The 11758-nt window shown below is 67.4% G+C and carries 9 protein-coding genes and 2 pseudogenes; 8 read left to right on the plus strand and 3 right to left on the minus strand.

Annotation, left to right across the window (positions count from 1 at the left end; all coding sequences use genetic code 11):
* Positions 1 to 162: alpha/beta fold hydrolase (locus ACIQVL_RS51270; RefSeq protein ID WP_403479287.1), on the minus strand; the 162-nt coding region annotated here is incomplete at its 3' end.
* A gap of 260 nt (positions 163 to 422) precedes the next feature.
* Between ACIQVL_RS51270 and ACIQVL_RS51275 the strand changes: the two genes are divergently transcribed.
* Together ACIQVL_RS51275 and ACIQVL_RS51280 are read left to right on the plus strand one after the other, a co-directional pair.
* Positions 423 to 623 carry a transposase gene (locus ACIQVL_RS51275; protein ID WP_403479279.1) on the plus strand — a complete coding sequence of 67 codons (201 nt, stop codon included), beginning with the start codon at positions 423 to 425 and terminating at the stop codon, positions 621 to 623.
* Between the two features lie 117 nt (positions 624 to 740).
* Positions 741 to 1424: a hypothetical protein gene (locus ACIQVL_RS51280; RefSeq protein ID WP_403479280.1), complete on the plus strand. Its 684-nt coding sequence runs from the start codon at positions 741 to 743 to the stop codon at positions 1422 to 1424.
* A 171-nt stretch (positions 1425 to 1595) separates the two neighbouring features.
* On the opposite strand, the gene ACIQVL_RS51285 is transcribed toward ACIQVL_RS51280, so the two are convergent.
* The gene (locus ACIQVL_RS51285) at positions 1596 to 2093 is read right to left on the minus strand and encodes an SMI1/KNR4 family protein (RefSeq protein ID WP_403479281.1); all 498 of its coding nucleotides are present in this window, start codon (positions 2091 to 2093) and stop codon (positions 1596 to 1598) included.
* 163 nt (positions 2094 to 2256) lie between these two features.
* On the opposite strand from ACIQVL_RS51285, the pseudogene ACIQVL_RS51290 reads away from it, so the two are divergent.
* Positions 2257 to 2604, plus strand: a pseudogene (locus tag ACIQVL_RS51290) (transposase); the annotation flags it as partial.
* A 127-nt stretch (positions 2605 to 2731) separates the two neighbouring features.
* Here the strand turns inward: ACIQVL_RS51290 and ACIQVL_RS51295 are convergent.
* Entirely contained in the window at positions 2732 to 3802 is a 1071-nt protein-coding gene (locus tag ACIQVL_RS51295; RefSeq protein ID WP_403479282.1) for a hypothetical protein, read from the minus strand.
* 89 nt (positions 3803 to 3891) lie between these two features.
* Here ACIQVL_RS51295 and ACIQVL_RS51300 point away from each other — a divergent pair.
* The 5 genes and pseudogenes from ACIQVL_RS51300 to ACIQVL_RS51320 all read left to right on the plus strand — a co-directional run.
* Positions 3892 to 4815: pseudogene (locus ACIQVL_RS51300) on the plus strand (ISAs1 family transposase); the annotation flags it as partial.
* A gap of 216 nt (positions 4816 to 5031) precedes the next feature.
* On the plus strand, positions 5032 to 5292 hold the full coding sequence (locus tag ACIQVL_RS51305) for a hypothetical protein (RefSeq protein WP_403479283.1): 261 nt from the start codon (positions 5032 to 5034) through the stop codon (positions 5290 to 5292).
* Between the two features lie 679 nt (positions 5293 to 5971).
* Positions 5972 to 6568, plus strand: coding sequence for a hypothetical protein (locus tag ACIQVL_RS51310; RefSeq protein WP_403479284.1), 597 nt, complete (start codon positions 5972 to 5974; stop codon positions 6566 to 6568).
* Positions 6565 to 8637, plus strand: coding sequence for a DEAD/DEAH box helicase family protein (locus tag ACIQVL_RS51315; protein ID WP_403479285.1), 2073 nt, complete (start codon positions 6565 to 6567; stop codon positions 8635 to 8637). The genes ACIQVL_RS51310 and ACIQVL_RS51315 overlap by 4 nt, the downstream gene beginning before the upstream one ends.
* On the plus strand, positions 8627 to 11356 hold the full coding sequence (locus ACIQVL_RS51320; RefSeq protein WP_403479286.1) for a TerD family protein: 2730 nt from the start codon (positions 8627 to 8629) through the stop codon (positions 11354 to 11356). Before ACIQVL_RS51315 ends, ACIQVL_RS51320 begins: the two co-directional genes overlap by 11 nt.
* The last annotated feature ends 402 nt before the right edge of the window (positions 11357 to 11758 follow it).

Below are 11758 nucleotides of genomic sequence, written 5' to 3' on the forward strand. Positions count from 1 at the left end.
GTCCGCCGCCGCGACCCGGTAACCCGCGGCCACCAGCTCCGGGGCCATGAACCGGTAGGCGTCGCGGCTCTGGCCGATCCCGTGCGCAAGCACCACCAGCGGCCCGGAGCCGGTCACTTCGTAGGCGAGAGTGCCGCCTTCCACGTTCAGGAACTCAGTCATGCCGACCTCCATGGCTAATCGCAATAGCCAAAAAGCTACTCGCGTTAGCCAAGGTGGTCAAGGCCGGCGCGTGGAGATCCATGGCAAGCCCGGCGGAACGGGAACCATCCGGCCCCGCGGGCGGGAGGAGCGCGGCACCACACCGCAAGAGGGAGCCGTACGACGACCGGGGCACGATCGACCCCGAGCAGCCGCGAGGATGGCGGGCTGTCGGCGGGTTTCGCCTACGCGGTGGGGACAGAGGCGGTAGACCGTCTTGCGTGACGCGCGTGCAACCGACCGACGAAGAGCGGCAGTCCATCGGGCCGTACCTGCCGATCGGCGAGTACGGCCCCTATCCCGAGCAGTTGCGGCAGCAGTTCGCGGGCGCGATCCGGCGGTTCAAGACCGGTGCACTGTGGCGGGAGATGCCGCAGGAGTTCCGTGTCCGGTCCACCGTCCACAACCGCTTCCGGCAGTAACGTGCCGCCGACGCGTTCGAGGCTCTTCCGGAAGACCTGATCATCCGAGGATCGCAACACCAGGCGTCGACTTCAGTGACGACATCCTGAATCTCCGCGTGACCATGAAAAACCCGAATGGCAACAAAGGCACCGGGGGCTGGAACTGGACTCGCAACGAGCGCTTCATGGATGATGCATGGGCCAGCTACAAGACGATCCGAGGTCACCGACCCCGCCTTGCCTCTCTGTAAAGACGGGAAAGTCTACAAGCGGGCGCCGAGATATCTCCAAGTAAAGGGCTACGGCTGGCGCCAGGTGGGTAGACACTGGGAGGTTTTCAAGTTCAGGCCCTGGTCGAGCCGGACACAGCAAGATCAGGAGGCGTCCGTGGTTCCGTCAGCGAAAGTCTTCTTCAACGAGGTACGTGCGGTATACGCCTCCACGGCGGATGCCCTGGACCTCACCGGCCCAGAGGAGACAGAACAGATAATGCCCCGCGCCAGCTACAAGGCAGCATTCATCGAATACTGGATCTCTCTCGATTACGCAGAGGGAACCGTAGGGTGCAGGGTCAAGACCGAAACGGACACCATAATGCTGACAGTGGATATTGAGCCGCTGGCCGTATCTACTGGGGTCGCGGAAAAATGCGGCGCAATATCTTACAGCGCCAGAAATCAGAAACAGCTACGTAAATCTCTGCAAGGGCATGCCGAGTACGTTCAGCGCGTACATCAACTTCTCATCGATTCCGCCACTGCCGAGTCAGTGATGCGACAAGCCGGAGCCCGCGAGTGGGAAAAGCGGGCGGAACCCTGATCCAAGAGGATTGAGTGAGCGTTTGATTCCCGGTTGCCTGTTTCATTTGGCTTAGTACTCCAGCTGTAGATCGGGATCTTGCTTGTTGCGCTGGTCGCTTCGGCTGACCTGTGCGCAACGGTTCCTGGCAGAGTGGCCACCGGGATGCATCCGCACGGCATCGCCGCGGTTTCAGCAATCTGAGCAGTGCGGACCAGCGGGCGCCTTCGGAAAGTCGTCGCGTCCGTCCAGCCAGCCGCAGAGCCGTTCGGCCAGAGTGAGGTCCTCGGGGAACAGAGCGTATCCGTGTTCAGGGCATCGGGCGTTGGGATCCCAGCCCCACATGCGGCCTTCGGGGGTGCTGTAATCGACGAGGGACCAGATCGCACAACCCCATGTCAGGAGAGGAACAACAGACGGTGGGTAGTTGGGGCGTCCGCGCCAGCCCAAGTACTCCTCCAGCAGCCGACCACTGTCGCTGAAGCTGTAGTCCGTATCGAGGGACAAAGCCTCACCCCGGCGGCCGAACCCACCGTCGGCGACTTCGAGATAGATCCGCTTGAGAAGCGGCGGCATCGAATGCCCCACCGCGGCCTCAAGCTCGGCCACAGCCTCGGGCGGCGCAGGCGCCGGCAGCTCGCCGGCCACATCCTGCTCTCGGATCCTGCGGATGATCTCGTCGTCGGTCATGCCGACATTCGTAGCAGCTGCCACCGACAGCCTGCCCGGGCTATCCGGGGCAACTGACTGCGGCTACCGTTGATCATTGAAGGTTGTGTGCACTGACGATGAGACGGTGGCCGCAGGCCACAGCATAGATCCCACCCGTTGGAAGGAAGCCTTCGACGGTCTGATGGGGCGTTTGGCAGGCCGGTTCGCGCGGGTCGAACCACGCCGACGGGCGGCACGGCTGGTACTCGGGCTCCTGTCAGACCTGCCGCGCAAGAACTGCTGGACGATCGCCGAGCGGGCCGGAGAGGCCAACCCCAATGGCATGCAGCACATGCTGTGCCGTGCCTCCTGGGACGCGGACGCCGTCCGGGACGACATTCGCGACTACGTCGTGGAAAACCTCCACGACGACGAGGCGGTCCTGGTGGTCGACGAGACCGGCGACCTGAAGAAAGGGACCTCTACGGTCGGGGTCCAGCGTCAGTACACCGGCACCGCGGGGCGGATCGAAAACGCGCAGGTCGCTGTCTAGCCCAGCGGCCCGGCATGCACCGCCTCGAGGCCATCGCCCTGACAGGGCTGCAAGACCGACAGCGGCGCCGCCCGCGCTGCGGTCGCCTTCGGCCGTTCGGTGATCGGCCGGGCTGCCGCTGTGGTCAGTGCTGTTCGTGCAGCCGGGTGAGGAACTGGCGGATGAGGGCGTCGACTTCGCGGTCGTCACTGAATCCCTTGAGCTGGACGCGTTCGATGTGGGCGATTCCGCTATTGCGCCACGTTCTGTCGAGGGCGGCGTCCGCGGCGAAGTCTTCGTGGCGATGGGGTTCGTCGACCTCAATGGCACCCACCCGGCCGGAAGCGGTGACGAGGAAGTCCGGGGCCCAGGTGCTGCCGCCACCGACCCGGGCCCTCGGCAGCGGGAAAATGGCGATGGTGGAATCCTGCGGCAGCTGTGCCTGCGCCCGCTTCAACGCCTCGTAGACGAGCATTTGCTCCCGGGCGTCGAAGGCGAAACCGTCCATGCTGAAGGTGGCGGCTGCCTCCTCGGCACGGGGCCGGGGGTACTGGCCGGGGGACGTTATGTTGATCAGCTTTTCTTGGAGGCTCTGCCTCCAATCGCCACCGGTCTGGGGGAGGGCCGGAATGGCGCTGACGTTGTCGACCAGCAGGTCGTGACGTGCCGCCACGTGGACGAGCAGCGGCCGGATGGCGGCGAGGACCTCTGGGGTGAAGCGGGCAACGAGGTAGAGCGGCACGATGAGGGCGACGTCTTCGCCTTCCTCAGATCGGTCACTGGGGACATGCTCGATGTCTTCCACGTCCGCCAGCAAGGCGGCGGCCTGGCTGTTTCCGTCCTCGTGCAGCAGGAACGCTGTCTGGGCCAGGACGAGATCCAAGATGGCCGTCAGGGCCTCGTCCGGCTCCGGTGACGTGCCGGTGGCCGGAACGGCACCGGGCGCATGCACCTGCGTGAGGCCTTCGGGGCTGGGCAGGTCGGAGGGAGACGGGATCCTGCCTTGCACCAGCAGCTCTACGGCGGGCCGAGGACTGAGAAGCTCTGCGAGCACCTCCTCGAGCACCAGGGCTTCGGCGTAGTCGCGTGGCGTCCGGTTCGTGATGGTCTGTCGGTTGAGGGTGTTCCCGGAAACGTGACAGGCACGCTTTCCAAGATCATGGAGTTCTCGACGCCCCGTGATCCGACTGGAAGACCGTGCCTGCCGACGCGTCATTGCTGATCCCGCCTGCTCTTGACCAGCTCCACGACCGGCCGGAGCCCGCAGCTGAGGAGGTGCCGGGCTTGTTGGAACGGCTTGCGCAGGTGCCGGACCCGCGTGATCCGCGCGGGGTCCGACATGCCCTGGCAGTCGTCCTCGCCCTGACAGCGTGCGCGGTGCTGGCCGGGGCGACCTCGCTGCTGGCAGTCGGCGAGTGGATCGCCGACGCCCCGACCCACGTGCTGGAACAACTTGGTCTGCGGCCCGATCCGCTACTGCCCTGCCGACTGGCACCCTCCGAGTCTGCAGTGCGGCGGCTCCTCGCTCGGGTCGACGGAGACGCGCTTGACCAGGCGGTAGGACACTGGCTCGCGGACCGTAGCCCGACACCACGGGACTCCACGCGGCTGCGCGCCCTGTCCGTCGACGGCAAGGCTCTGCGCGGTGCGGCCAGGGCGAACGGACGGAAGATCCATCTGCTCGCCGCTGTGGAGCACACCACCGGCTTGGTCCTGGCTCAGCTGGACGTGGGCGACAAGACGAACGAGGTCACCCGCTTCCAGCCCCTGCTCGACACCGTTGCTGATCTGGCCGGCACCGTCGTCACCAGCGATGCCCTGCACACCCAGCGCGAGCACGCCACCTACCTCCTCGGCCGCGGAGCCCACTACATCGTGATCGCCAAGGGTAACCAGAAACGTCTGCGCTACCAGCTCAAGTCGCTGCCCTGGAAGGACATCCCGCTCCAGGACTGCACACGCGGCAAGGGACACGGGCGCTCCGAGATCCGGCGGATCAAGGTCGCTACCGTGAACACCCTGCTGTTCCCCGGGGCCCGCCAGGCCATCCAGATCAAGCGGCGGCGCACCGACCGAAAGACCGGCCGGACCACTATCAAGACGATCTACATAGTCACCAGCCTTGCCGCAGGGCAGGCCACACCTGCGCGGCTCGCCCGGCTGGTCCGCGAACACTGGCAGGTCGAAGCCCTGCACCACATACGCGACACGACCTTCGCCGAAGACGCCTCGCAACTGCGCACCGGCAACGCACCCCGGGCCATGGCCACCTGGCGCAACCTCGCCATCGGAGCCCTGCGGCTGTCCAGCGTGACCAACATCGCCGCAGCCCTACGACACAACGCCCGCAACGCAGAACGCCCGCTCGCTCTCCTCGGACTCTCATGAACACAAGGCTGCTGCCCCACTCCCAGGTCCAGGGTCCACCCGCATAGAGTGACAGCGGTGAACACCATCCCGACCCGTTCAATCCTGGAAGTTGTCCGTGATGGCGCCGGACGGTGGGATACGCGATCAATCGACCTAGAACTTGGAAAACGTGGCGCCCACATTGAGACCGGCATCCTCGCTGACCTGCGCCACCTCGCAGATCAGCAGCTGATCCGGGAAGACGACACCGAGCCGAGGGGAACCGGCCCTCGGTGGCATCTGACCGAGCTCGGCGCGGCCTGGCTCGACCACGGGACATCAAGCGGAAGTTCGTAGCCCCTGACCAGCCAAGTGGTTGTAAATCGGGCATCACGCAACTTTGCCGAAGCCCTGCCTCGAGCACGCGGCGACCATCTGAGTTGATCAAGGTTTCGTATGCGCCCGGGCTGAACATGTTGAGCGTGAGCGTGCTGCCGTCGTAGAAGAGCACGCTCGCGTTCTGGCTCAGCAGGATCCAGGCGAACCGCATCCGCTGAGCGATGGCTTGCAGAAGCTGCGGCCACAGCTCCTGCATTTCTGCCGTCCTGTCCGCCATGGCGCCCTCCCCGTGTGCTGCCCCACCAGCAGCGTAGGAAGAGATGCTGACCGTCAGAGGCGGATCGCTGCTGCCGTTACCCGTATGCATGAACCTCCCCCGCACGGAAGGGCCTTGGATTTGCCGATCGAGAACTCGCCGCATCCGCACAGCCTCGACCGGAGGCCCGTCGGACCAACTCGTCCACCCCCGGTTAGAGATGTGGCGGTTCGCGCCGTACTGAGCGGCCGTCGCTCAATCGGCGTGCTGTTCTAGAGAATCCTGCGCCCGACCAGGGGCTCCGCGAGAGGATGCACTGGGTCGGGGAGCAGTACGCAGTGGGTCACCGGGGGCGCATGATTCTTGGGACCGGCCGAACCACAGCATGTCTGTGGGGGTTGGATAGCGGTGGACGCTTTGGGAGTGGGATGAGCGGGGGGCATGGCAACGTGGTTTGAGCGTTTGGCAGCGATTCCTGGTGTGCGGTTCGCCGGGAGCCCTGGTGTCGTCCGCGAAGCGCTCGCGGCGGCGCGTGTCCGTCCGGAGGTGTCGTACGGCTCGCTGATGTGGCCGTCCGCTGAGGGCCGTACGTCGGCAACGCCGGCCAGTCGACATGTGCCGGTGGAGGCGAGCGGGGCGGGCCTGGTCACCCGGGTCTGGGAGGCGCTGGAGCTTCCCGGTGGGGCGATGGACTACCACTTCGTCCTGCAAGGCGCGGTGGACCGCCTGTGGAGCGGCCGACGCTCCTACCCTGACGGGCTTGAGCTGCTTGAGGTGTTCGCGTTGCTGGACTTGGAGTTGATGGAGGCTGCCCCGCAGGCGGTCTCCTTTGACACCGGCCCTGTCCCGGCATCGTTCGTGCACGTGACGTCCGTTCCCCGGCTGGTGATGCTGCTGGAACGCGAAGGCGCCTTCACCGACGCCCTCGCACTGGCGCGACGGCTGGCCCGTTTCGACCAGGGCGAGGATGTGGTGGGCCGCCTTTCGGAGAAGATTGGCGCGCTGGCGGCCGAGGCGAGGGCTGGTGGGGCGGCATGAGTGCCGGGCTGGAGCAGCTGATCCCTTCAGCGTCCTACCTGGAAGAGGCCTTCCTGCGCTGGGTGCTCACGCCGGCCGCGCAGCGGGGCATCGTGGCGCGTGTGCACAGCCAGCATCCGGTGACGGTCAACGAGCGCACCTACCGGCTGGACTATCTGATCGCGGGCGAGTCGCTGAAACTGGCCGTGGAGTTGGACGGGTTCACCTTCCACAGTGACCGTGCCGCCTTCACCTACGACCGGCTGCGGCAGAACGACCTGGCGGCCACAGGGCTGACGGTGCTGCGGTTTTCCTACGACGCGGTGCGCCTGGACACCGCACGCTGCGTCGCCCAGCTGCAGGCGATGCTGCGCCAGGATGCCGTGCTCTCATCTCTGGTGATCGCCGCCCCTCGCGTCGAGATCCCGGAGATGGTGGGCGATCCGCTGCGGGCGGCCGATCCGCCCCGGAGCGTCCAATCGCCCGCCGATGAGGCCTACTTCGCCGGTGTGCGCGCTCGGGTCGTCCGGGAGCCGTTGCGGGCCTGCCAGGACGAGGCCTTGGCCGCGCTGGCCAACTACTACGCCTCCGGCGGCCGGCATGCGGCCACGGTGATGGCGGTCGGGGCCGGCAAGACCGCGCTGGGGGTGGCGGCCGCGTTGTCGTTCACCAGGCGGCGAGCGCTGGTGGTGACGCCGGGCTCGGTCATCCGCGGCACCTTCGCCAAGGCCCTCGATCCCGGAGTTCCCGGCAACGTCCTGTACGGGCTGGCGGGCGGTCCGCTGCTGCCGGGTGCGCGGCCGCCGGCCACGCTGGTCCTGGACGCGGACGACGAGCAGATCAGCCGGGTGAGCCGGCAGCGGCTGCTGGCCGCGGACGTACTGGTGACGAACTTTCACGCGCTGGGCACCGGCGACAAGGACGGGGACCTGCTGGCCAAGCTGGAGCCGGAGGATGTCGACTTCATCGTCGTCGACGAGGCCCACATCGCGGCGAGCGCCTCCTACCAACGGCTGTTCGCCCACTTCCGCGGTGCGCGCACGCTGTTGATGTCGGCGTGCTTCCAACGCCTGGACGGCAAGCCGATCGACGCCGACGTCGTCTACCGCTACCGGCTGGTGGACTCCATCGCGGACGGCTCGGCGAAGAACCTGCGCGTGCACCGGTTCGCCCCGGATGCGGCAACGGCGGTGTACGAGGCGGTGTGGCCCGACGGACGGCGCGAGCAGATCGTGGGCCGCGACGCGCTGTTGGCCGCGCTCGGGGACGAGCGGAAGATGCCCCGCATCACCGCGCAGTCCGACGCCTCGATCCGGCAGGTGATGACCGTGACGCGGGCCTGTCTGGACGCGCAGGCCAAGCTGCTGGCCCCGGTCAAGCCCCGCGCACTGTTTGCGGCGATGGGTGAGGCGCACGCCCGCCAGATCGCCCGGATCGCCGAAGAGCACGGCATTCCCTGCGCAACGCTGCACCACAGCATGTCGCCTTCGGCGATCAAGGCCACCCGGCGGCGCTTCGAGTCGGACGCGGGCGATCTGCAGGGCATCGTGCAGCTGCGGATGCTCGGCCAGGGCTACGACTTCCCGCCCATCACCGTGGTCGTGCCCGTGCGTCCCTATGGCAGCTTCGGCGAGTTCTACCAGTTCGTCGGGCGCGGTGTGCGGGTGCTGCGGCATCCCGCTCTGGCAGCCGACCTGCAGTACCTGGATGTGGTCTGCCATGCCGAACTCGGCCTTGAGGAGCATCTGGAGGCCATGTGCGCGGACAACGACATGGATCCCGCGCTGCTGCTCGACGTCCCCCTGATCGACACCAGCGCGCTGGAGGCGGACTTCGCGGACAGTGACGGCCTGGGGGAAGGAGCATCTGAGAGTGCGTTGCCGGGCGGGGTCGATGCGTTCGTGCTGTACGAGCAGGGGCGCGTCGAGCAGCGGGTCGTGCACGATCTGGACCGGGTGGAGGCCCGGCGGGCGGAGCGGGAGATGCAGCTGATGGCCCAGCGCTACGCCGTCTACGCGCAGAACACCGCGACGCCGATGCCGTTTGAGCAGTTCGTCGAGTACATGCGGAGGCTGACCGGTGGCCAGTGACCTGTCGCGCTGGTGGCAGCCTGCCCTTGGCGCGCACCCCGAAGAAACGCTTGGCCTGGAGGCGGCTGCCGGACAGCAGCAGCGGTTCACGCGGCTCGACGCGCTCGCGGCCCGGCTGCTGGCCGCGGCGCTGGCCGGTCGGCCGGTGGCCTCGGTGGTCCGGGGCCCGGGCCCCCAGGCTCCGGACAGGGCCGAGGTGTTGGGCCTCAGTGCCCAGGAGAAGACGTGGTGCGCTGAGACATTCGGGGTCCAGGAGCAGCAGCGGCGCGGGGCCTGGTACCTGCCGCAAAAGCTGTCGCTGAAAGCCGGGGCGGTGAACCTGCCGCACCTGGTACGCGAACGGCCAGCCCATGCCCTGACGTTGGCCGCGGACGACTCGGCCGGCATCAGCCTGGTGGACGGCTCGGCCGACGCGGTGTTGCTGTGGTCGGTGCTGGTGCCGCTGTTCGAGACACTGATCGAACCGATCCGGGTGCGGGCTGCGGGCCCGGCGAAGACCATCGACGACCAGCGGCGGCTGTGGTCCGGCATCGAGGACCGCTACCGTCTGCTCGGCATCGCCGACGATGCGCTGGAGGCCTTCCGATTCGGTGGCGGCTGGCACCGGTTGGACCGGCCTGGGCAGCAACGCGCCCGACTGCGTCTGCTGGACGCGCTCGCTGCCGTCGATCCGCTGCAGTTGGTCACTCGTCATCGCAGTCTGCAGATGATGGCCGTGATGGCCGGCTTCGTGAAGAAGGCCAAGACCGGCACCGCTCTGGCGCGCCAGATCCTGACGCGCCCCCTGCAGCCGGTCGTCTCCGGCTACTTCGCCGGCGACTGGCTGACCGTACTGGACTACCTTCAGGCGCCGCCTCACCCGGACGAGGAAGTCGTCACCGCGCTGCCCGAGCCGCGCCTGTATGTGGGGATGTCCGCCCAGGCGGCCGGCATGGCGGCCGAGGCTGGTATCCCGGAGGCCGAGATTCATGCGATGCTCGCGGCCTTCCTCGGCGGCCCGACCTCCCTCTCCCCCGTCGAGGAACGCGTGGCAGCCCTGCGCGACTGGTGGGCGGCCTTCGACCACACGCACGCCGTCCAGCGAACCGGCATGCGGCCGCTGTGGGGGCTCGTCGACAACGAGCTCATGGCCTTCGGGCCGGACCAGTACGGCTTCACCCAGCAGCTGTACCGGCAGGTGCTGCCCGCTTCCGTCAACGAACAGGTGGACCGGCTGTGGCAGTCGGTGACCTTGCAACGGCACGCCAAGAGCATCGTCAGCAACCCCCGCCCCCACCAGCTGATGGCCGAAACCCTCGGCCCGGCCCTGGAGTTCTGGCACGGCGTCGCACTCACCGCCTGGTTCGTGTGCGAAGGCCCCTACTCCCGTACCCCTCTGTCCGGTGTGTCCGAGTACTACAGCCGTCCCCTCACCGCGCTGCGAGATGCCGGCTACCCCGTCTCACCGGATCTGTTCGAGGAACTACGCACTGCGGAGCGGCATTTGGGGCCGGAGGAAGCGATCACCAAGGAACGCAGGGAACTACCGGTGGAAACGGACATCGGTTCCTTCACCCTGACGATGAGTCACAGCAGTGGCAGCCGCCGGGAAGGCTTCGAGCGGGTGCGCGACGTCGTCACCCGCCATCGCCGTGCCTGGGCCGAGCAGTACCTCGATGCCTACCTTCAGCAGCGCTGGCGCACCGCGCTGGAAGATGTCGCCCGGTCCCATCACCGGTTCGTGGCCGCGAAGAGCCGGCCGCCTACCCTGATCCAGTTCGCCCAGTTCGCGACCGCCACGGCCAACCAGTGGACCGGTGGCGACCTCGGAGGTCTGTACACCGCGATCGGAGAGCCCGCGCCCGCCCGGCAGGAGCGCGCGGTCCGACTCCTGCCGGGCGACGGCTGTGACGTCGCCCGCCGCGTCTACACCGCGCTCGGCGGCATCGCCGTCGACGACGATCTGCGCATGAACCAGCCCGAAGTAGCCCAACGGCAATGGCAACTCACCCGCCTGGCCGTCGAGAGCCTGCGTTACCTGCAGCTCTGCGAAGCCCTCGGCCAGCCCCCCACGCCCAAGCAGTTCGGCTCCGCACGGCTGGCCTGGCCCTGGCCCGGAGAAGAAGCCGAAGGCTGGCCCGTCTTCCAGCACACCCTGGCCGCACTGACCAGCAGCAGCCCGCCCTCGAAGACAGCGGACGCGCAAGCCGCCGAGAGCCGCCTCGCTACCCTGCCAGGTGCCAGGACGACGCTGACCAAGGGGGCCAACGCCCGCCTGGAAGCCGAATCCGTCACGGTGCGTCTCATCACCACCGGTGCACCCGTCGATGTCTCCGCCGTACTCCTGACCAGCCACGGCAAGGTACGCGGCGACCACGACCTCGTCTTCTACAACCACCCCCACCAAGACGGTGTCCACAGCACTACAGCCGCTATCACCGCAGAACTGCCCCAGATCCCTGCTGACATCCACAGCATCGCCGTCATCGCCAGCATCGACCTCGAAGCACAGCCCACAGCCGTCTTCAACCAGCACTCCACATGGCGTGCGGAGACCACCCAGCCCTCGGGCACCAGCCTGTCCTTCCACCCAGCACCCTTCACTTCGGGCGAGACCGTCTCCGTCGTCGTGGAGATCTATCGGCAGGCAGCGGGCTGGAAGGTGCGCGCTGTCGGCCAGGGCTACGACAGAGGCCTGGCAGGCATGGCCACGGACTTCGGCATCAACGTCGAACCCTGAGCAAAGTCAAAGCCCACCGTGCCCTCTGCTGCGGCGCTCACTCTTGCGTGACCTACAACGCCCGCACGGGGCCCGCTGGTGGGCACCGCCCGGCAGGAGAGCAGAGCACAGTCGAGTCACCAATGCGGCGGTTGGCTTCGCCTGGAGATGCATGGGGGTGCTCATGGCGCGCAGGGCCGGTGACGTGGTGAGGGCAGACGGGCAGCGGGTGCTGCGACTGCGGGCCATGGCTGCCGACATGGTCGTCGAGCTGCAGCGAGCGGATGCCAAGGCCACTGCTGTATGCGGGGCAGCGGCGGGACTTCTGAGAGGGCGGTATGTGGCGTGATGCTGCGTTTGTTGTCGCTGGAACGTGTGGCGCAGGCGTATCGGGGCTGATCGGGGGGCCCTGTCGTGCTGGAG

The sequence above is a fragment of the Streptomyces sp. NPDC090499 genome, from assembly GCF_044769305.1.
Lineage (GTDB): Bacteria > Actinomycetota > Actinomycetes > Streptomycetales > Streptomycetaceae > Streptomyces.